At 58.0% G+C, this 21,984-nt stretch carries 16 protein-coding genes and 1 tRNA gene; 14 read left to right on the forward strand and 3 right to left on the reverse strand.

What is annotated here, in order from left to right; all coding sequences use genetic code 11:
- Nucleotides 1–137: 137 nt before the first annotated feature.
- The 4 genes from AC3IX1_RS26040 to AC3IX1_RS26055 all read left to right on the forward strand — a co-directional run bounded on the left by AC3IX1_RS26040 (nucleotide 138) and on the right by AC3IX1_RS26055 (nucleotide 6,321).
- On the forward strand, nucleotides 138–2,060 hold the full coding sequence (locus tag AC3IX1_RS26040) for a PrkA family serine protein kinase (RefSeq protein WP_007982655.1): 1,923 nt from the start codon (nucleotides 138–140) through the stop codon (nucleotides 2,058–2,060).
- A gap of 137 nt (nucleotides 2,061–2,197) precedes the next feature.
- Nucleotides 2,198–3,469 carry a YeaH/YhbH family protein gene (locus AC3IX1_RS26045; protein WP_007993202.1) on the forward strand — a complete coding sequence of 424 codons (1,272 nt, stop codon included), beginning with the start codon at nucleotides 2,198–2,200 and terminating at the stop codon, nucleotides 3,467–3,469.
- On the forward strand, nucleotides 3,466–5,028 hold the full coding sequence (locus AC3IX1_RS26050; RefSeq protein WP_489386296.1) for a SpoVR family protein: 1,563 nt from the start codon (nucleotides 3,466–3,468) through the stop codon (nucleotides 5,026–5,028). The genes AC3IX1_RS26045 and AC3IX1_RS26050 overlap by 4 nt, the downstream gene beginning before the upstream one ends.
- A gap of 63 nt (nucleotides 5,029–5,091) precedes the next feature.
- Nucleotides 5,092–6,321, forward strand: a complete 1,230-nt coding sequence (locus AC3IX1_RS26055; RefSeq protein ID WP_489386297.1) for a multifunctional CCA addition/repair protein — start codon at nucleotides 5,092–5,094, stop codon at nucleotides 6,319–6,321.
- A 96-nt stretch (nucleotides 6,322–6,417) separates the two neighbouring features.
- Here AC3IX1_RS26055 and folK read toward each other — a convergent pair whose 3' ends face one another.
- A complete protein-coding gene (gene folK, locus AC3IX1_RS26060; RefSeq protein WP_489386298.1) occupies nucleotides 6,418–6,936 on the reverse strand; it encodes a 2-amino-4-hydroxy-6-hydroxymethyldihydropteridine diphosphokinase in 519 nt (172 codons plus the stop codon).
- On the reverse strand, nucleotides 6,927–7,283 hold the full coding sequence (folB, locus tag AC3IX1_RS26065) for a dihydroneopterin aldolase (protein ID WP_489386299.1): 357 nt from the start codon (nucleotides 7,281–7,283) through the stop codon (nucleotides 6,927–6,929). The genes folK and folB overlap by 10 nt, the downstream gene beginning before the upstream one ends.
- Before the next feature lie 74 nt (nucleotides 7,284–7,357).
- Between folB and plsY the strand changes: the two genes are divergently transcribed.
- Nucleotides 7,358–7,927, forward strand: a complete 570-nt coding sequence (gene plsY, locus AC3IX1_RS26070) for a glycerol-3-phosphate 1-O-acyltransferase PlsY (protein ID WP_007993197.1) — start codon at nucleotides 7,358–7,360, stop codon at nucleotides 7,925–7,927.
- A gap of 23 nt (nucleotides 7,928–7,950) precedes the next feature.
- On the opposite strand, the gene tsaD is transcribed toward plsY, so the two are convergent.
- Nucleotides 7,951–8,976, reverse strand: a complete 1,026-nt coding sequence (gene tsaD, locus AC3IX1_RS26075) for a tRNA (adenosine(37)-N6)-threonylcarbamoyltransferase complex transferase subunit TsaD (protein ID WP_489386300.1) — start codon at nucleotides 8,974–8,976, stop codon at nucleotides 7,951–7,953.
- Nucleotides 8,977–9,175: 199 nt separating this feature from the next.
- Between tsaD and rpsU the strand changes: the two genes are divergently transcribed.
- The 9 genes from rpsU (at nucleotide 9,176) to istB (ending at nucleotide 21,970) form a co-directional block, all read left to right on the forward strand.
- Nucleotides 9,176–9,391: a 30S ribosomal protein S21 gene (gene rpsU, locus AC3IX1_RS26080; RefSeq protein ID WP_002551877.1), complete on the forward strand. Its 216-nt coding sequence runs from the start codon at nucleotides 9,176–9,178 to the stop codon at nucleotides 9,389–9,391.
- A 480-nt stretch (nucleotides 9,392–9,871) separates the two neighbouring features.
- Entirely contained in the window at nucleotides 9,872–11,839 is a 1,968-nt protein-coding gene (gene dnaG / locus AC3IX1_RS26085) for a DNA primase (protein WP_489386301.1), read from the forward strand.
- Between the two features lie 67 nt (nucleotides 11,840–11,906).
- Complete coding sequence (rpoD, locus tag AC3IX1_RS26090; protein ID WP_489386302.1) at nucleotides 11,907–13,754, forward strand: RNA polymerase sigma factor RpoD; 1,848 nt, start codon at nucleotides 11,907–11,909, stop codon at nucleotides 13,752–13,754.
- Nucleotides 13,755–13,876: 122 nt separating this feature from the next.
- Nucleotides 13,877–17,623 (forward strand): bifunctional diguanylate cyclase/phosphodiesterase, encoded by a 3,747-nt coding sequence (locus AC3IX1_RS26095; protein ID WP_489386303.1) that lies wholly within the window; start codon nucleotides 13,877–13,879, stop codon nucleotides 17,621–17,623.
- A 15-nt stretch (nucleotides 17,624–17,638) separates the two neighbouring features.
- Nucleotides 17,639–17,715, forward strand: a tRNA-Ile gene (locus AC3IX1_RS26100).
- A 269-nt stretch (nucleotides 17,716–17,984) separates the two neighbouring features.
- Entirely contained in the window at nucleotides 17,985–18,620 is a 636-nt protein-coding gene (locus AC3IX1_RS26105) for a hypothetical protein (RefSeq protein ID WP_489386304.1), read from the forward strand.
- Nucleotides 18,621–18,758: 138 nt separating this feature from the next.
- Nucleotides 18,759–19,571, forward strand: a complete 813-nt coding sequence (locus AC3IX1_RS26110) for a hypothetical protein (protein ID WP_489386305.1) — start codon at nucleotides 18,759–18,761, stop codon at nucleotides 19,569–19,571.
- 103 nt (nucleotides 19,572–19,674) lie between these two features.
- On the forward strand, nucleotides 19,675–21,174 hold the full coding sequence (gene istA, locus AC3IX1_RS26115) for an IS21 family transposase (protein WP_178925292.1): 1,500 nt from the start codon (nucleotides 19,675–19,677) through the stop codon (nucleotides 21,172–21,174).
- A complete protein-coding gene (gene istB / locus AC3IX1_RS26120; RefSeq protein ID WP_489385302.1) occupies nucleotides 21,167–21,970 on the forward strand; it encodes an IS21-like element helper ATPase IstB in 804 nt (267 codons plus the stop codon). Before istA ends, istB begins: the two co-directional genes overlap by 8 nt.
- The last annotated feature ends 14 nt before the right edge of the window (nucleotides 21,971–21,984 follow it).

Below are 21,984 nucleotides of genomic sequence, written 5' to 3' on the forward strand. Positions count from 1 at the left end.
CGGGTCATCGGGAGTAGCTTTCGGAGTAGTCAGCTCCGGGAGAGTTCTGGGGGGTAAACAGCAATCGCCTGTTCGGTTGCTGCCAGCATCGACTGAGTGATCCGGCGTCGGCTCCACGTATCGAGCGAGGTGACGTCATGAGTATCTTTAGCCACTTCCAACAACGCTTCGAGTCCACACGCCAGGAAGAACTCTCTCTGCAAGAGTATCTGGAACTGTGCAAAAAAGACCGTAGCGCCTACGCTTCCGCCGCCGAGCGTCTGCTGCTGGCCATCGGTGAACCGGAACTGCTCGACACCTCGACCAACTCGAGACTGTCGCGCATCTTCTCCAACAAGGTCATCCGCCGCTATCCGGCCTTTGAAGACTTCCACGGGATGGAAGAATGCATTGACCAGATCGTGTCGTATTTCCGCCATGCCGCTCAGGGCCTGGAAGAGAAGAAACAGATCCTTTACCTGCTCGGCCCAGTCGGTGGCGGTAAATCGTCCCTGGCCGAGAAGCTCAAGCAACTGATGGAAAAAGTGCCCTTCTATGCCATCAAGGGCTCGCCGGTTTTCGAGTCACCCCTGGGTCTGTTCAACTCCACTGAAGATGGAGCGATCCTCGAGGAAGACTTCGGCATTCCACGGCGCTACCTCAACACCATCATGTCGCCATGGGCGACCAAGCGCCTGGCCGAATTCGGTGGCGACATCAGTCAGTTCCGCGTGGTGAAACTCTATCCGTCGATCCTCAACCAGATCGCCGTGGCCAAGACCGAACCTGGTGATGAAAACAACCAGGACATCTCGGCACTGGTGGGTAAGGTCGATATCCGCAAACTGGAAGAATTCCCACAGAACGATGCCGACGCCTACAGCTACTCGGGCGCACTGTGCCGGTCCAACCAGGGCCTGATGGAATTCGTCGAAATGTTCAAGGCACCGATCAAGGTGCTGCACCCATTGCTAACGGCTACCCAGGAAGGCAACTACAACAGCACCGAAGGTCTGGGGGCGATTCCGTTCACCGGGATCCTGCTGGCCCACTCCAACGAATCGGAGTGGCATACCTTCCGCAACAACAAGAACAATGAAGCCTTCATCGACCGGATCTACATCGTCAAAGTGCCGTACTGCCTGCGGGTCAGTGACGAAGTGAAGATCTACGACAAGCTGCTGTTCAACAGTTCGCTGGCCAAGGCGCATTGCGCGCCGGATACCCTGAAGATGCTGGCCCAGTTCACCGTGCTCTCGCGCCTCAAGGAGCCGGAAAACTCCAACATCTACTCGAAGATGCGCGTGTACGACGGCGAAAACCTCAAGGACACCGATCCGAAAGCCAAGTCGATCCAGGAATACCGCGACAACGCCGGTGTCGACGAAGGCATGAACGGTCTTTCCACCCGCTTCGCGTTCAAGATCCTGTCGAAGGTATTCAACTTCGATCCACACGAAATTGCCGCCAACCCGGTGCATTTGCTCTACGTGCTGGAACAACAGATCGAACAGGAACAGTTCCAGGCGGAGACCCGCGAACGCTATCTGCGCTTCCTCAAGGAGTACCTGGCGCCGCGCTACATCGAATTCATCGGCAAGGAGATCCAGACCGCCTACCTCGAGTCCTACAGCGAGTACGGCCAGAACATCTTCGATCGTTATGTGCTGTACGCCGACTTCTGGATCCAGGACCAGGAATACCGCGACCCGGAAACCGGCGAGATCCTCAACCGCGTAGCGTTGAACGAAGAACTGGAGAAAATCGAGAAACCGGCCGGCATCAGCAATCCGAAAGATTTCCGCAACGAAATCGTCAACTTCGTCCTGCGTGCCCGGGCCAACAACAACGGCAAGAACCCGACCTGGCTCAGCTACGAAAAACTGCGGGTGGTCATCGAGAAGAAAATGTTCTCCAACACCGAGGACCTGCTGCCAGTCATCAGCTTCAATGCCAAGGCCAGCAAAGAGGACCAGCAGAAACACAACGACTTCGTCACACGGATGGTCGAGCGGGGCTACACCGACAAACAGGTGCGACTGCTGTCCGAGTGGTACCTGCGGGTCAGAAAATCGCAGTAAGGCAGCTGCAAGCGGCAAGCTACAAGCCTCAAGCACACCGTACGGGCGCTTGAGGCTGTTGGTGGCTCCTGTTTGCTTTGAAAGCTTCGAGCTTGTAGCTTGAAGCTTGTAACTTGTAGCTGCCCGGAGGGCTCCCTATGAGCTATGTGATCGACCGACGTCTCAATGGCAAGAACAAAAGCACGGTGAACCGCCAGCGGTTTCTGCGGCGCTACCGTGATCACATCAAAAAGGCCGTCGAAGAGGCGGTCAGCCGGCGCTCCATTACCGATATGGAACACGGCGAACAAATCAGCATTCCCGGTCGCGACATCGACGAGCCGGTGCTTCACCACGGTCGCGGTGGCAAGCAGACGGTCGTGCACCCGGGCAACAAGGAATTCACCAGTGGCGAACATATCGCCCGTCCACCGGGAGGCGGTGGTGGTCGAGGCCCCGGCAAGGCTGGCAATTCCGGCGAAGGGATGGACGAATTCGTCTTCCAGATCACCCAGGAAGAATTTCTCGAATTCATGTTCGAGGACCTCGAACTGCCCAACCTGGTCAAGCGTAACCTGACCGGTACCGACACTTTCAAGACCGTGCGGGCCGGGATCAGCAACGAGGGCAACCCGTCGCGGATCAACATCATCCGTACCCTGCGCTCAGCCCACGCCCGGCGGATCGCCCTGTCCGGCAGCAGTCGGGCAAAACTGCGCGAAGCCAAGGAAGAACTTCTGCGACTCAAGCAGGAAGAACCGGACAACTTCGGCGATATTCAGGAAATAGAAGCCGAAATCGAAAAACTCAGCGCGCGCATTCACCGCATACCGTTTCTCGACACATTCGACCTCAAGTACAACCTGCTCATCAAGCAACCCAACCCCAGTTCCAAAGCTGTGATGTTCTGCCTGATGGACGTGTCCGGCTCGATGACCCAGGCGACCAAGGACATCGCCAAACGCTTCTTTATCCTGCTGTACCTGTTTCTCAAGCGGAACTACGAAAAGATCGACGTCGTGTTCATCCGCCATCACACCAGCGCCCGCGAAGTGGATGAAGAGGAGTTTTTCTACTCCCGGGAAACCGGCGGCACCATCGTCTCCAGCGCCTTGAAACTCATGCAGGAGATCATGGCCGAGCGCTATCCGAGCAACGAGTGGAACATCTACGCCGCCCAGGCCTCCGATGGTGACAACTGGAACGACGACTCTCCGATCTGCCGCGACATCCTGATCAACCAGATCATGCCATTCGTGCAGTACTACACTTACGTTGAGATCACCCCGCGCGAACACCAGGCCCTGTGGTTCGAATACGAGCGTATCGCCGAAGCCTTTTCCGACACGTTTGCCCAGCAACAACTGGTCTCGGCCGGGGATATCTATCCGGTCTTCCGTGAACTCTTCCAGCGCAGGTTAGTGACATGACCGCCAAAGAGCAGAAGCGCCAACCCATTTCCACCGGCTCCGAATGGACGTTCGAGCTGATCCAGGCATACGACCGCGAAATCAGTCGTATTGCGGCGGGTTACGCCCTCGATACGTACCCCAACCAGATCGAAGTGATCACCGCCGAACAGATGATGGACGCCTACGCCTCGGTCGGTATGCCGCTGGGTTATCACCACTGGTCCTACGGCAAGCACTTCCTCAGCACCGAAAAGTCCTACACCCGTGGCCAGATGGGGCTGGCTTACGAGATCGTGATCAACTCCGACCCATGCATCGCTTACCTGATGGAAGAAAACACCATCTGCATGCAGGCGCTGGTAGTGGCCCACGCCTGCTACGGGCACAACAGCTTTTTCAAAGGCAATTACCTGTTCCGTACCTGGACCGACGCCAGTTCGATCATCGATTACCTGGTGTTTGCCAAGCAGTACATCATGCAGTGCGAAGAACGCCACGGCATCGATGCGGTCGAGGACCTGCTCGACTCCTGCCATGCGCTGATGAACTATGGTGTCGACCGCTACAAACGCCCTTATCCGATTTCCGCGGAAGAAGAACGTCGCCGGCAAAAGGACCGGGAAGAGCATTTACAGAAACAGATAAACGATCTGTGGCGCACCATTCCCAAAGGCGCGGACAAATACAGCGACAAGGACAACGCACGCTTCCCCGCCGAACCTCAGGAAAACATCCTGTACTTCATCGAAAAACATGCGCCGCTGCTGGAACCATGGCAACGGGAAATCGTGCGCATCGTGCGCAAGATCGCCCAGTATTTTTATCCACAGCGCCAGACCCAGGTGATGAACGAGGGTTGGGCCACGTTCTGGCACTACACCCTGATGAACGACCTGTACGACGAGGGCCTGGTCACCGACGGCTTCATGATGGAGTTCCTGACGTCCCACACGAGTGTGGTGTTCCAGCCTGGTTTCGACAGCCCTTACTACAGCGGCATCAACCCCTATACCTTGGGTTTTGCCATGTATCGCGACATACGTCGCATGTGCGAGGAACCTACAGAAGAAGATTACCGCTGGTTCCCGGACATTGCCGGTACCGACTGGCTGGCAGCCATCAAGTTCGCCATGAGCAGTTTCAAGGATGAGAGCTTCATCCTGCAGTACCTGTCACCCAAGGTGATCCGTGACCTGAAGCTGTTCAGCATTCTCGATGACGATCAGAAGGACGATCTACTGGTTCCGGCCATCCACGACGAAGGCGGTTATCGCATCATCCGTGAAACCCTGGCGGCGCAGTACAACCTGGGCAATCGCGAGCCCAACATACAGATCTACAGCATTGACCGACGCGGCGACCGCTCCCTGACCCTGCGTCACCAGCAACACGACCGCAAACCGCTGGGAGAGTCCACCGAGGAAGTGCTCAAGCACTTGCATCGCCTCTGGGGCTTCGACATTCACCTGGAAACCCTGCAAGGTGACCAGATCATGAAAACCCACCACGTACCACCAAGAAGCGAGCACAGTGAAGGCGATTACGGCCGCCTGGATCTGGCTGTCATCCATCTTTGAACCAGTTTTGGCCTCCGAAAGTTCGACGCAACGGTTATCCTGTCGAGCTAACGGAGGTTTTTTATGCGGATTTATAAAGTCGGCGGTGCGGTACGCGATCGCCTGCTGGGTATCCCTGTCACCGACATCGACCGGGTCGTGGTGGGTGCCACAACCGAAGAAATGCTCGCCAAGGGCTTTCGCCCGGTAGGCGCGGATTTCCCGGTGTTTCTTCACCCCAAAACCGGTGAGGAATACGCCCTCGCCCGCACCGAACGCAAAAGCGGGCGCGGATATGGCGGGTTCACTTTTCACGCCAGCCCTGAAGTCACCCTCGAAGAAGACTTGATTCGTCGCGACCTGACCATTAATGCCATGGCCGAAGACGATCAGCAGAACCTGACCGACCCATACCATGGCCAGCGCGATCTCGAAGCACGCCTGCTGCGTCATGTTTCCCCGGCATTTGCCGAAGATCCGCTCCGGGTCCTGCGTGTTGCCCGCTTTGCGGCGCGTTATGCGGCGCTGGGCTTTACCGTTGCCCCGGAAACCCTGGAACTGATGCGCCAACTCAGCGAGTCAGGCGAACTTGAGGCGCTGACCCCGGAGCGCAGCTGGAAAGAAATTTCCCGCGCCCTGATGGAAGATCAGCCACAGGTATTCGTTGAGGTTTTGCGCGCATGCGACGCACTCAAGGTACTGATGCCAGAGGTCGACGCACTGTTTGGCGTTCCACAACCACCAGCCCACCACCCGGAAATCGATACTGGCGCGCATACCCTGAGCGTTTTGCAGCAAGCAGCATTGCACAAACAGCCGCTGACCGTGCGCTGGGCCTGCCTGCTGCATGACCTGGGCAAGGGCCTGACGCCAGAGGAGGAATGGCCGCGACACATTGCCCACGAGTTCAAGGGCTTGAAACTGATCAAAGCGGTCAATGAACGTTTCAAGGTACCGAGGGACTGCCAGGAACTGTCTCTGTTGGTGGGCGAGTATCACACCCACGGGCATCGCGCCCATGAGCTGAAGCCATCGACACTGCTGGAACTGCTGCAAAGCTTCGACGTTTTCCGTCGACCACAGCGGTTCGAGGAGTTCATCGCGGCATGCGAGATGGATGCGCGCGGGCGCAAAGGGCTTGAGGAAAGAAGTTATCCACAGGCGGATTATTTACGTGGCGCGGCAACTGCTGCTCGTAGCGTGGCGGTTCAGCCGTTGCTGGAGAAAGGCTTCAAGGGGCCGGAGCTGGGGGAGGAGATCAAGCGTGAGCGGCTGAAGGCTTTGAAGGCTTACAAAGAGGCGGCGTCTGCCTGAAAAGCTTCGTCGGAACGCCGCCCGGAGCAAGCCCGCTCCCACAGGTACGATGCGATCCCTGCGGGAGCGGGCTTGCCCGCGAAGGCGTCATCACTGTCACAACAAATTAGAAGGTGTCAGTTGCTCACCACGCCACTCGAAAACCACCGGCGCCAACACCTGATCAATCTGCGCTTCACCCCACAGTGTCGCAAAGCTCTTGCCTACACCCGGATGCACCCGATCCGGCGCTATCAACGACAACGGCCACAGAACAAAAGCATTTTTCAGAATTTCTGCCCGCGGCAAGACCAGGCCATCGAAGTTGCCCACCAGGTCACCGAACAACAACACGTCGATATCCAGCGGCAAACCTCGGCGATCCGGCGCATAACGACCGTTATCCGCCTCGATGAACTTCAGTCGACGATCAAGCTCCATCAGCGGCAGATCGGTATACGCCGACACCACGAAATTGAAGAACGGCCCGCTCTTGATGCCAACCGGCTGGCTTTCGAACACCGCCGAACAGCGGATATCGACAAGGAACGCCGCCAAAGCATCGAGCCCCGCCCGCAAATGGGCTTCACGCTCGATATTGCTACCGAGCCCGAGATACACCTGAGTCAGCGACATCCGCGCTCGATCTCCACGCCCACACCGCCAGTGGCAGCCGGGACGGCGCCGGGCTTGGTCAGCTTCAGGCGCATCCAGGTGATGTTGAATTCGCTCATCAGCACTTCAACCAGGCGCTCGGCAAAGGTTTCCACCAGCTGGAATTGCGCCTGCTCGGCAAACACCTGGATACGCGAGGAAACACTGGCGTAGTCGAGCGCCAGGGTCAGGTCATCACCGGCTGCGGCCGGGCGATTATCCCAGGCGAAGCTCAGATCAAGACGCAAGCACTGTCGGATGCCTCGTTCCCAGTCGTAGGCACCAATCACCGTGTCGACTTCCAGGCCCTCGATAAACACTCTGTCCAAGCACTTCTCTCCGCTACACGACAAGGGCGCAATGCGCCGTTAGAATCAGGGCTTCCTCGCCCGGAATAGTTAGCATGTTTTGGTTATTGGCGATCCTCGCCTACCTGCTCGGCTCTCTGTCCTTTGCCATTTTGCTCAGCCGCCTGACCGGCAACCCCGATCCGCGAATGAGTGGCTCGGGCAATGCCGGTGCCACCAACATGTTGCGCCTGGCCGGCAAGAAACTCGCCATCCTGACCCTGCTGGGTGACCTTTGCAAAGGCCTACTGCCAGTACTGATTGCGCGTCTTGCGGGCCTTTCGCAGCAGGAACAGGCCTGGATCGGCGTCTATGCCGTCATCGGCCATCTGTTTCCGCTGTACTTTCGCTTTCGCGGCGGCAAAGGTGTCGCCACCGCTGCCGGCATGTTGCTGGGACTATACCCGCCCGCCGCCCTTCTGGCGGTCTGCGCCTGGCTCTTGACGTTCTACCTGACCCGCACCAGCTCCCTGGCCGCCCTCATCGCCACACCGCTGACCCTGCCGCTACTGGCCTGGCAGGAACCAGCCGCACTGCTGCCCATGAGCACGCTCACCGGGCTGATTGTCTGGCGTCATCGCGGCAATCTACGCGACCTGTTTGCCGGGCGCGAACGGCATTTTTAAAGACTTGGCATGAGCACCGCTCATCACAGCGCCGACAACTGCTCCATCGGCCAACGCGCCTGCACGCTGATCGCCAGACTTTCCTGCTGACCGGCCTGCAAGCGCTGGCAGCCGGCGAACGCGATCATCGCGCCATTGTCGGTGCAGAACTCCGGACGGGCGTAGAACACATCGCCCTTCAAGTCGCCGAGCATTTTCTCCAGCGAGGTTCGCAGTGCCTTGTTGGCGCTGACGCCCCCAGCAATCACCAGACGCTTCATGCCCGCTTGCTTGAGGGCTCGCTTGCACTTGATGGTCAAAGTCTCCACCACGGCCTGCTGGAACGCCAGAGAGATGTCGCAACGGACTTGCTCGCTGTCGTCCCCGGCGCTGACGCTCTGCTGCCAGGTGTTCAAGGCGAAGGTTTTCAAGCCACTGAAGCTGAATGCCAGACCCGGGCGGTCGCACATTGGGCGCGGGAAAGTGAATCGTCCCGCAACACCTTGCTCGGCCAGGCGCGCAATTTCCGGACCGCCCGGATAATTGAGTCCCATCATTTTCGCGGTTTTGTCAAAAGCTTCACCGGCAGCATCGTCCAGGGTCTCGCCCAACAGCGTGTACTGACCAATCCCGTCGACCTGAACCAGCTGCGTATGACCACCCGACACCAACAAAGCGACGAACGGAAATTCCGGCGGTTGCGACTCCAGCATCGGCGCCAGCAAGTGGCCTTCCATGTGATGCACGCCAAGGGCCGGAATGCCCCAGGCAAAGGCCAGCGCCTGGGCGCATGAAGCCCCCACCAGCAACGCACCGACCAGGCCAGGACCCGCGGTGTAGGCGATCGCATCGATCTCGGTCGGCACGCAGTCGGCCTCGGCCAACACCTGACGAATCAAGGGCAGCATGCGTTTGACGTGATCGCGCGAAGCCAGTTCCGGCACCACGCCACCATAGGCGCGGTGCAGGTCGATCTGACTGAACAACGCGTCGGCCAGCAGGCCGCGTTCACTGTCATATAATGCGACACCAGTTTCGTCGCAGGAGGTTTCTAATCCCAGTACTAGCATGGGTTTGCGCCTTGTTTAGGCTGAATTCGAAGGCGCGCATAATAGTCGTCGCGTGATGCCCCGACCAGCGGTTTTCGATCAGAGGCTTTGCATTCCGAGCGATGAGGGGTTAACATCCGCAACCCTTAAAAACCGACGTCTTCAAGTGCTCTTTTGCCGCGAGGATGTTGACCCCGGTAATGAATGAAGGTAGCTCTGGATGCCAGCCGTCAAAGTAAAAGAGAACGAACCCTTCGACGTAGCTCTGCGTCGTTTCAAGCGCTCCTGCGAAAAAGCCGGTGTACTGGCTGAAGTTCGTAGCCGCGAATTTTACGAGAAGCCAACTTCTGAGCGTAAGCGCAAAGCAGCAGCCGCTGTTAAGCGTCACGCCAAGAAAGTTCAGCGCGAACAGCGCCGCGCCGTTCGTCTGTACTAATACACAGACGATCGTAGCAAGCTTCTGCCAAGCCCGGCCCTCAGCCGGGCTTATGGCATTTGCGTAAAACGCTTGATGCTTCACTGTCAAAGCCGCAGACGCGACCGAGACAAATCTGCTTCACCGCGTCAGACCTGGCTCTTTTGCCAGCGGTGCACGTCTTTTCTGACGAGCCTTTCAAGGCTACTGACGAGCACACCCACTGATTCCTCTCACGACGATCAGCCCAAGGCACCTGCTTGCGTGCCAGTTGATGAGCTATCCGAGGCCTATGATTGGCCGCAGCGGATTCAGCGCAACACATTCAAACAGTCGAATACTGATTGGCATTAACGTCAGTGGATTTTCGGCAGATACACTTCCCGACAACGATTACGCAGACGACACTGGTCGAGCCGCACACTTTGCGCGCCTCAAACAATGACCGCCGTTCGTCGCCGTACGTTACGGGATCCTTTCAGCGCAGATGACGAGAACGCCATGGCCGGGCTAATTCCCCAGAGCTTCATTGACGACCTTCTGAACCGCACCGACATCGTCGATGTGGTCAGCTCGCGCCTGCAATTGAAAAAGGCCGGCAAGAACCACACCGCCTGCTGCCCGTTCCACAAGGAAAAGACTCCGTCGTTCAGCGTCAGCCCCGACAAACAGTTCTATTACTGCTTCGGCTGCGGCGCTGGCGGCAACGCCCTCGGCTTCATCATGGACCACGACAACCTGGATTTCGTCCAGGCTGTCGAAGAACTGGCCAAAGCCGCCGGCATGGAAATCCCCCGCGAAGAAAGCGGCCGACCGCACAAACCGCGACAGCCGACCGATTCGCCGCTGTATCCACTACTGAGCGCCGCTGCCGACTTTTATCGCCAGTCCTTGAAAAGTCATCCATCGCGCAAGGCCGCCGTGGAATACCTGAAAGGTCGCGGGCTGACCGGCGAAATCGCCCGGGACTTCGGCCTGGGTTTTGCTCCGCCGGGCTGGGACAACCTGTTCAAACACTTGAGCAGCGATACCCTGCAACAAAAAGCCATGATCGATGCCGGCCTACTGATCGAAAACGCCGAAAGCGGCAAACGTTACGACCGCTTCCGCGACCGCGTGATGTTTCCGATCCGCGACAGTCGCGGGCGCGTCATCGCCTTCGGCGGCCGGGTATTGGGCGACGACAAACCGAAGTACCTGAACTCCCCGGAAACCCCGGTTTTCCATAAGGGCCAGGAACTCTACGGCCTGTACGAAGCGCGCAAGACCAACCGCAATCTCGACGAGATCATCGTCGTCGAGGGCTACATGGACGTCATTGCCCTGGCCCAGCAAGGCCTGCGCAATGCCGTCGCGACCCTGGGCACCGCCACCAGCGAGGAACACCTCAAGCGGCTGTTTCGCGTCGTGCCCAACGTGCTGTTCTGCTTCGACGGAGACCAGGCCGGCCGCAATGCGGCATGGCGGGCGCTGGAGGCGACTCTTTCGAGCCTGCAGGACGGTCGTCGCGCACGCTTCCTGTTCCTGCCCGAAGGCGAGGATCCGGACACCCTGGTCCGCTCCGAAGGCACCGACGCCTTCCGCGCACGGATCAACCAGCACGCACAGCCTCTGGCCGATTACTTCTTCCAGCAACTGACGGAGGAAGCCGACCCACGCTCGCTTGAGGGCAAGGCCCACATGGCAACCCTCGCCGCGCCGCTGATCGACAAAGTCCCGGGCGCCAACCTGCGCACCCTGATGCGTCAGCGCCTGAGCGAAATCACCGGTCTGAGCGGCGAAGCGGTGAGTCAGCTGGCACAAAGCGCCCCGCAAGAAGCGCCGCCGGCCTACGATCCGGGCATCGATTACGACGCGATGCCCGATTACAGCGACTATCATCAGCCGCAGGCACAGGAAATGTATGTGCCGCAGCAGGAATGGACGCCGAAGAAACCCGGTGCAGGAGGCAAGAAATGGGACAAGAAACCGTGGGACAAGAATGGCAAACGGGGTGGCGATCGTGATCAACCCCGCGCGCCACGGGTGCCCGCCGCCGTAGAACCGCCGACCCTCGCCGCCTTGCGCACGTTGCTGCATCACCCGCAACTGGCCGAAAAAGTCGAGGATGCCGGGCACTTCGCCGCCGAGGATCACACCAACACGCAATTGCTGGTGGCGCTGCTCGAAGCTGTGCAGAAGAATCCCAAGCTAAACTCAATTCAACTGATTGCGCGTTGGCACGGCACAGAACAAGGCCGTTTGCTCAAGGCCCTGGCGGAAAAGGAATGGCTGATTGATGGAGATAACCTTGAACAACAGTTTTTCGACACCATTACTAGCTTGTCAGCCCGCCAACGCGAGCGAAATCTGGAACAACTTCTGCGAAAAGCGCGTCAAAGCGAATTGACCAGCGAAGAGAAAAATCAACTGCGCGACCTCTTGAGTCGCAATGTTTCCGCATCAAACCCGACCTCAACTGGCGCGTGAGGTCATAGCTCAGGTATAATCCTCGGCTTGTTTTTTGCCCGCCAAGACCTTCAGTGGATAGGGTGTTATGTCCGGAAAAGCGCAACAGCAGTCTCGTATTAAAGAGTTGATCACACTTGGTCGTGAGCAGGGCTACCTGACTTACGCGGAGGTCAACGACCACCTGCCGGAGGATATTTCAGATCCGGAACAGGTGGAAGACATCATCCGCATGATCAATGACATGGGGATCAACGTATTCGAGGTTGCGCCAGATAAGGATTCCCTTATGCTGGCCGACGCCGATACCGACGAAGCCGCAGCCGAAGAGGCCGCTGCAGCGTTGGCTGCGGTCGAGACCGACATTGGTCGCACTACCGACCCGGTGCGCATGTACATGCGCGAAATGGGTACGGTGGAGCTCCTCACGCGTGAAGGCGAAATCGAAATCGCCAAGCGTATTGAAGAGGGCATCCGTGAGGTGATGAGCGCAATCGCGCACTTCCCTGGCACGGTTGATCATATTCTCTCCGAGTACACCCGCGTCACCACCGAAGGTGGCCGCCTGTCCGACGTCCTGAGCGGTTATATCGACCCGGACGACGGCATCGCGCCGCCTGCGGCAGAAGTGCCGCCGCCGATCGACGCGAAAGCCGCCAAGGCTGACGACGCCGAGGACGACGAAGAAGCCGAATCTTCCGATGACGAAGAAGAAGCCGAAAGCGGTCCGGATCCGGTCATCGCTGCACAGCGTTTTGGCGCCGTTGCCGATCAGATGGAAATCACCCGCAAGGCCCTGAAAAAGCACGGTCGCAACAACAAGGCAACGATTGCCGAGCTGTTGGCCCTGGCCGAGCTGTTCATGCCGATCAAACTGGTGCCGAAGCAATTCGAAGGCCTGGTCGAGCGTGTTCGCAGTGCCCTGGATCGCCTGCGTCAGCAAGAGCGCGCAATCATGCAGCTCTGCGTTCGTGATGCACGCATGCCGCGTGCCGACTTCCTGCGCCAGTTCCCGGGCAACGAAGTCGACGAAAGCTGGAGTGACGCCCTGGCCAAAGGCAAAGGCAAATACGCTGAAGCCATTGGTCGTCTGCAGCCGGACATCATCCGTTGCCAGCAGAAGCTGACCGCGCTGGAAACCGAAACCGGTTTGACCATCGCTGAAATCAAGGACATCAACCGTCGCATGTCGATCGGTGAGGCCAAGGCCCGCCGCGCGAAGAAAGAGATGGTTGAAGCCAACTTGCGTCTGGTGATCTCGATCGCCAAGAAGTACACCAACCGTGGCCTGCAATTCCTCGATCTGATCCAGGAAGGCAACATCGGCTTGATGAAAGCGGTAGACAAGTTCGAATACCGTCGCGGCTACAAGTTCTCGACCTATGCCACCTGGTGGATCCGTCAGGCGATCACTCGCTCGATCGCCGACCAGGCCCGCACCATCCGTATTCCGGTGCACATGATCGAGACGATCAACAAACTCAACCGTATTTCCCGCCAGATGTTGCAGGAAATGGGTCGCGAACCGACCCCGGAAGAGCTGGGCGAACGCATGGAAATGCCTGAGGACAAGATCCGCAAGGTATTGAAGATCGCTAAAGAGCCGATCTCCATGGAAACCCCGATCGGTGATGACGAAGACTCCCATCTGGGTGACTTCATCGAAGACTCGACCATGCAGTCGCCAATCGATGTTGCAACCGTTGAGAGCCTTAAGGAAGCGACTCGCGAAGTGCTGTCCGGCCTCACTGCCCGTGAAGCCAAGGTACTGCGCATGCGCTTCGGTATCGACATGAATACCGACCACACCCTCGAAGAGGTTGGTAAGCAGTTCGACGTGACCCGTGAGCGGATTCGTCAGATCGAAGCCAAGGCGCTGCGCAAGCTGCGCCACCCGACGAGAAGCGAGCATCTGCGCTCCTTCCTCGACGAGTGATCACAAAACCCCCGGCCCAGGCCGGGGGTTTTGCTTTGTACAGATTAAATCCCCCCGCTTCCCCCCTCCGCCCTGTAGCCGTCTACACTCGAAACATTCCCCCGAGCCATAACGAGACCGTTATGCCCAGACTGCCGACCGTGCTTTTTTTGCTGTCGCTGATGACCTGGACCGCAACGGCTGGCGCGCTGACTCTCACAGACGAAGAACGTAGCTGGCTGGCGGCTCACCCGGAATTGCGCCTGGGTGTGGATGCGTCGTGGCCGCCCTTCGAGTTTCGTGACGATGAGGGCCGCTACCAGGGCCTTGCCGCGGATTACATCGAGGTCATCCGCAAAAGGCTGGCAACCCGGCTCACGCCCATCGAACCGGTGAGCTGGACCGCCGTCCTGGACCAGGCCAAAAAGGGCAAGCTGGACCTGCTGCCGGGCATCATGTCGACCCCGGAACGCCAGAAATACCTGTCGTTCACCCGCCCCTATCTGGATTTTCCGATTGTCATCCTGGCCCATGTCGGGGGCCCCCAGCCCCATAACCTGAAAGACCTGTACGGCCTGAAAATCGCTGTGGTGGAAAACTACGCCCCCCACGAACTGCTGCGCACCCACCATCCCGACTTGAATCTGGTGGCGATGCCCAACGTCAGCTCGGCATTGCGGGCGCTGGCCACCGACGAAGTGGATGCCGTGGTAGGCGATCTGGCTTCCAGCGTCTGGAGCCTGCGCCAACTCAAGCTCGACGGGTTGTATGTCAGCGGTGAAACGCCCTATCGCTATCAACTGGCCATGGGCGTACCCCGCGACAACAAGATGCTGGTCGGCATTCTCGACAAAGTCCTGACGGACATGAGCCCCGCTGAAATCAGCGCCATCCAGGAGCATTGGGTCGGCAACGTCCTTGATCATCGAACTTTCTGGAATGACCTGCTGGTGTATGGCCTACCCGGATTGCTGCTGCTGACGATCGTGCTGGCGGTGGTTATCCGCATCAACCGCCGCTTGAGCTCGGAAATCGCCCGCCGGGTCGACCTTGAACAGGAACTGCGCAGCAGCGAATACCACTACCGTGGCTTGGTGGAGAGCCTGTCGGCCATCGCCTGGGAAGCAAAAGTCACTGACTTCACCTACAGCTATGTATCGCCCCACGCCGAAGACCTTCTCGGTTATCCCCTGTCCCATTGGCTGATTCCAGGCTTCTGGCGCAACATCATTCACCCCGCCGACCTGACCCGCGCCCAGACCTTCTGCGACCACGAAGTGCTGGCCGGGCGCGACCACCGCCTCGATTACCGGGTGATCACCGCCGACGGCCGCTGCCTGTGGGTGCGAGATATCGTCAGCCTGATCGAACACGGGCATGAACCGGTGATGCGTGGGTTGATGATCGACATCACCGACGCCAAGCGCACCGAAGAAGCACTGCGCCTGTCGGAACAGAAATTCGCCTCCGTGTTCCAGCAATGCCCGGACATTCTGGTGATCGCGCGCCTGAGCGACGGTTGCCTGCTGGAAGTCAACGAAGCGTTCGAAGAGCAAATTGGCCTCAAGGCCGAGGACGTCATTGGCCAGACCGCCACCAACCTGAACATATGGGGGATTCCCGGTGTCGGGCCGGGCCTGCTGCAACGCTTGCAGGCCGGCAGCATCCGCAACCTGGAAATGCCCTTTCGTCGCAGCAACGGCCTGGTGTTTACCGGCCTGATCTCCGCCGAACCGTTCGACCTCGACATGACACCGGCGCTGGTGGTCGTGGTGCGGGACATCACCCAGCTCAAGGAAACCCAGCAACAGCTGCAAACATCCGAAGAAAAGTTCGCCAAGGCCTTCCACGCCTCCCCCGACGGCTTGCTGCTGTCGCGGCAAAGCGATGGCTTGCTGTTGGAGGTCAACGACGGTTTCAGCCGCATCACCGGCTTCAATAGCGCCATGTCGGTGGATCGTTCGGCGCTGGACCTGGGGATCTGGGTCAACCTCAATGAACGCAAGCAAATGCTCGACCTTCTGCACCGCGACGGTTTTGTCCGCGACTTCAGTTGCCATATCCGCCGCAGCGACGGGCAGATCCGCCTCTGTGAAGTGTCCAGCCGTCCGCTGCCGATTGGCGAGGAGGACTGCATGCTGACCATCGCCCGGGACATCACCGAGCGACACCTGATGCAGGAAAAGCTGCAACAGGCCGCCACCGTGTTCGAAAGCACCGCCGAAGGCGTATTGATCACCGATACCCAACAGCACATCAGCGCGGTCAACCGTGCGTTCACCGAAATCACCGGCTATAGCGAAAGCGAAGCTCTGGGCCACACGCCACGCCTGCTCGCCTCGGGCCTGCATGACAGTGCGTTCTACGCAGCCATGTGGCATCAATTGACCGCCGAAGGCCACTGGCAAGGCGAGATTTCCAACCGACGCAAGAATGGCGAGCTGTACCCGAGCTGGCTGACTATCAGTGCTGTGCGCAACCGGGAAAAGTTCATCACCCACTTTGTCGCGGTGTTCGCTGACATTTCCAGCCTCAAGCATGCCCAGGCCAAACTCGACTACCAGGCGCACCACGACCCGCTGACCGGCCTGCCGAACCGAACACTGTTCGAAAGCCGCTTGCTGACGGCGCTCAACAACCAACAGGAAAACGGCGGACAGGGCGCGGTGCTGTTCCTCGACCTTGACCGCTTCAAGCACATCAACGACAGCCTCGGCCACCCGGTCGGCGACCTGCTGCTCAAGGGCATTGCCGTACGCCTCAAGGAGCAGCTGCGTGACATCGACACCGTGGCGCGCCTGGGGGGTGACGAGTTCATTATTCTGCTGCCGGGCCTGCAACAATCCAGCGATGCCGAGCACATCGCCACCAAACTGCTCAATTGTTTCGCCGCGCCATTCCAGGCCGGCGAACACGAGTTCTTCATCAGCGCCAGCATCGGCACCAGTCTCTATCCGAAAGATGGTTGCGACGTTGCCACACTGATCAAGAACGCCGACGCCGCGATGTACCGTTCCAAGGCCAAGGGCCGCAACCGCGTCGAAAGCTACACCCGCGACCTCACCGCCCAGGCCAGCGAACGCGTGGCGCTGGAACACGAACTGCGCCGCGCCATCGAGCGCAATGAGTTGCGCCTGTGCTACCAACCAAAAATCAGCCTCGAAGACTACAGCCTGGTCGGCGCCGAGGCCCTGATCCGCTGGCACCATCCGACCTTTGGCGACGTACCGCGGGAACACTTCATCCCGCTGGCCGAAGAGAACGGAATGATCCTGCAAATCGGCGACTGGGTCCTGGAAACCGCCTGCCGGCAGATGGCCGAATGGCACAGGCTGTACGAAAGTCCCGGCCCGCTGTCGGTCAACCTGGCCGGCGCCCAACTGCGCCAACCCAACCTGGTGGGCCGCATCGAACAGTTGCTCAAGGACAACGGCCTCAATCCCGGCTTCCTGCAACTGGAAATCACCGAAAACTTCATCATGAGCCAGGCCGAAGAAGCGCTGGCGGTGCTCCATCAACTCAAACAACTGGGCGTGCAACTGGCCATCGATGACTTCGGCACCGGCTACTCGTCCTTGAGTTACCTCAAGCGCCTGCCGCTGGACATCCTCAAGATCGACCAGTCCTTCGTCCGCGGCCTGCCGGACGATCCCCACGACGCAGCGATCGTACGCGCCATTATTGCCCTCGGACGCAGCATGCAATTCACCGTGATTGCCGAAGGGGTCGAGACCCTGGCGCAACAGCAATTCCTCGCCGCCGAGGGCTGTGAACAGATCCAGGGCTACATCGTCAGCCTGCCCCTCCCCCCCGACGAATTTGCCGCAACGTTTCTTCGTACAACCGTAAAGGCTTTTTCGGATAGCACAGTCGCAAAACCGTCGCTATAATCCGCGACCTACTGAGGGCCTATAGCTCAGTTGGTTAGAGCAGAGGACTCATAATCCTTTGGTCCACGGTTCAAGTCCGTGTGGGCCCACCAATAAAATCAACAAGTTAGGCCAACCATTGCGGTTGGCCTTTTTTGTTTCTGACGTACTTGTAAGCACTTTGTAAGCATCCGGCGTAAAAAAACCATTCCAGGGGACTTAGCCGGATGGTCTTGCGCGATCAAATCAGACCTACGGCAGCGCATTTGTCGGCAAGTATTGCCCATAGCAACAAACAGATGGCCCCTGCCGCTTTTTACTCGAAACAACAGCCAACCTTGCAGCCGAATTCAAAAACTTCATAGATAGGCTAGGAGTCAGCATGAACCCATCCGAGCATCTGGATCAGCTTCTGAAGATTGCTCGTCATGAAGCGGCCCACTTTACCGTCGCCGAAGCTATGGGATTCGTTGGAAAACGGATCTCGATTCATTATCAGGATACCGAGCGCTACCACGGTAAAGCGGATCATGATTTAACAGAGCGTTGCGGTTCTCTGCTTGCAGTTCAGCAATATGCCACCCGGCGAACCATAACTCTGATGGCTGGGGCAATCGGTGAGGCCCTAGGGTCTAACGGTCAAGTCGACGGAAAGGAGGCTTTCCGAATCTTCGAAGGTCCAGATACTGGGGCCGGCAGCGATAGATCTATGTCCCATGAGTTTATCCACCTCATCCATCACGTCACCGAGCCTGAAACCTTTTCCCCTGCCGAGATAAAGAATCGACTATGGAAGCTGGCCTTGGCCGTAACGCTGATGCACTCAAATGTCGTGGAGAGAATCGCACAAGCTCTTCTCGCTACTATGAACCTTAAGCCCGACGGCCTTTATATGGAGCTGACCAACCAACAAGTCGAAATTTTGCTGAATGGGAATATTCCCAGGATGGATAGTCAACTGGACGAAATCAGAATTCAAATTGAGGCCCTGCCCTCACTGTCGATTCAACAGAAATAGTCTGCGGTACGGTGCTGCCGGGCTGGATCAACGGCAGCAAATCCAGATGCACAAGGTCAGATGTCGGGTGTGGACTCTCACCGTTGAGGGTTTAAACTTCGATATCATCGCTCGTCGAACTATCTCAAGGAATGTGTGATGGAGCCTAAAGCATACGGTGTGGAGCTGAATGCCCAGCTCAGCTATCTCTTCACCTATACACAACTAATTAATGAGATCGACGTGGCTGCGGCACTGTTTGGGGAGTTTCGAGGCGCGCAAGACGCCGGATGGAACACTGTCGCGACCGCCCACGAGGTTTTTCATGAACTGCACACTCTTGCGAACAAGGGTTCGCCCTTAAATATTCCGGAAATCCGGCAGCTCCTATGTCTGTACTCTCAGCTATCGGAAGCAGGCGGAGTGTATGAAGGCCTACTGAACACGATGCAGGTTGCTCAGTTGAAGCCCTACAATCTCTGGCCGTTCCAGAACTTGGTCCGCATCCGCAAAGAACCACGTGCAGTGATTGGCCCTAATGCCAACCTTATGTTTAGACGACTTGCTGAAGTAGCCTCAGAGATCGGAATGGTTGGGCTTTCGAAGCTTCTCGAAATGACCTTTCGCGATGATATCCGTAACGCGATAGCTCACGCGGACTACATTTTGATGCCCGACGGCTTAAGGGTTAGGCGAAGGAATGGCGGGCAGCCCTTGCTAGTGACGAACCTTCAGCTGGTGGCTGCTTTGCAGATTGGTTTATTTTTTTTCGAGCTGCTCCGCAACGCTCAACAAGCCATAATGCTGTCTTACCGTCCTGCTCGTACCGTTATTGGAAGGTTGAGCGCAAACCCGCCGATGCCTTGCACTATCGAATCCACTAACACGGGATTTAGCATTTCCAGTAGCTCACCAGGCGCGGTCGTTGATGCTGCCTATAAGCGACAGCAGCGAATAAACTGTTGCCGCTGACCGAAAACTGACCCAGTAAAGGCTGTTCTGCCGACTGAAAACTGACCCAGGTGTTCAACTACTTCTGCTCACTTTCCGAGCAGGAGAACACAGGGTGATCAGCATGGAAATGTTGGGGAAAATTCGGAGGATGTACTTTCGCGACAAGCTGTCGCTGCACCAGATCGCCAAGCGTACCGGGCTGTCGAGAAACACCATCCGAAAATGGGTCAGAGCACCCGAAGCCACTCAGCCGGCGTACCAGCGGTGCGTAACCTTCAACAAACTCAGCCCATTCCACGAGACGCTGGAGCAGGCGCTGAAGGCTGATTCGTTTCGGGCAAAGCACAACCGCAGGAGCGCCAAAGCACTCTTTGAGCAGATCAAAGCCCAGGGTTATGACGGCGGCTACAGCCAGCTCACAGCCTTCATCCGCTCGTGGCGCGGTGAGCAAGGCAAATCGTTACGTGCCTTTGTGCCGCTGACGTTTGCACTCGGTGAGGCTTTTCAATTTGACTGGAGCGAAGAAGGTCTGCTGATCGGCGGCCTGTTCCGACGCATCCAGGTCTCCCACATGAAGCTGTGCGCCAGTCGCGCGTTCTGGTTGGTTGCGTATCCCAGCCAAGGCCACGAGATGCTGTTCGATGCCCATACGCGCTCGTTCGGTGCGTTAGGTGGGGTGCCACGTCGAGGCATCTACGACAACATGAAAACGGCTGTCGACAAGGTTAACAAGGGCAAAGGCCGCACGGTCAATGCTCGGTTTTCCGTGATGTGCGCGCACTACCTGTTCGATCCGGACTTCTGCAATGTCGCCTCGGGCTGGGAAAAAGGCATCGTTGAAAAGAACGTGCAAGACAGCAGACGACGCATCTGGCTCGACGCTCAAGACTGCATGTTTCACACCTTCGAAGAATTGAATGCCTGGCTCGGCCAACGCTGTCGTGCACTCTGGAGCGAGCTGGTGCATCCGCAGTACAACGGGCTGACGGTGGCAGAGGTCTTGGAGCTAGAGCGGGTCGAAATGATGCCGATGCCGACGGCTTTTGATGGCTACGTCGAGCGCACCGTGCGGGTCTCCAGCACCTGCCTGATCAGCGTGGCGCGAAATCGATATTCGGTGCCTTGCGAGCGCGTCGGCCAGTGGGTCAGCAGCCGTCTGTATCCTTCTCGGATCGTGGTCATCGCCGATGAAACTATGATCGCCAGCCACGAGCGTCTGTTTGATCGAGATCAGGTCAGTTTTGACTGGCAGCATTACATCCCACTCATCGAACGCAAACCCGGTGCGCTGCGCAATGGCGCGCCGTTTGCCGATCTGCCTAAGCCGTTGCAGCTTCTCAAGCGGGGCCTGAGACGTCACAGCAACGGTGATCGAATCATGACGCAGGTACTGGCTGCTGTGCCCATCGCCGGTCTCGACCCGGTGCTCGTGGCGGTAGAACTGGTGCTTGAGTCGGGAAGCTTGAGCGCCGATCACATCCTGAATGTTCTAGCTCGACTGACCTCCACTGCACCACCTCCTTCCGTAGAAACCAACCTGCAACTCAAGGTAGCGCCTGTCGCCAATACGGCGCGCTACGACCGGCTCCGTACAACCGATGAGGAGAATCGCAATGCGTGACCTAATGGCGGAACTCAAAGAGCTGCGTCTGCATGGCATGGCCAGCGCTTGGGAAGAACTGGCTTCTCAAGGCGAAGCCTCGACGACGTCGTCGAAGTGGCTGCTCGAACATCTGCTCCAACAAGAACAAGCAGATCGCGCCGTACGCTCAGTGAACCACCAGATGAACATGGCCAAACTGCCCATGCATCGTGACTTGGCAGGCTTCGACTTCGGCGCTTCCAGCGCAGATGCCCGTCTGGTCAAAGATCTGTCCAGCTTGGAGTTCACAGAGACCGCGCAGAATGTCGTGTTCATCGGCGGGCCCGGAACCGGCAAAACACATTTGGCCAGCGCCCTGGCCGTGTCCGGAATCACGACCCATAACAAACGCGTGCGCTTCTTTTCCACAGTGGATCTGGTCAATCTGCTGGAGCGTGAAAAGTACGACGGCAAGAGTGGCCGAATCGCTCAAGGGCTGCTTCGGACAGACCTGGTGATACTCGATGAACTGGGGTATTTGCCCTTCAGCCAGAGCGGCGGCGCGCTGTTATTTCACCTGCTGTCCAAGCTATACGAGCACACCAGCATTGTGATCACGACCAACCTCAGCTTCTCGGAATGGTCGAGTGTGTTCGGCGACGCCAAGATGACCACAGCGTTGCTGGATCGGTTGACACACCATTGTCACATCGTCGAAACGGGCAACGAGTCCTACCGCCTGCAACACAGCACTCTGGCCGCGCAGACAAAGATCAAATCACGTGAACGAAAGCGCAAGGACGAAGATGGTATCGAGGACGATGAACCGTTTTGATCTGCACCATAAAC

The organism is Pseudomonas sp. KH_046_2 (assembly GCF_057838985.1).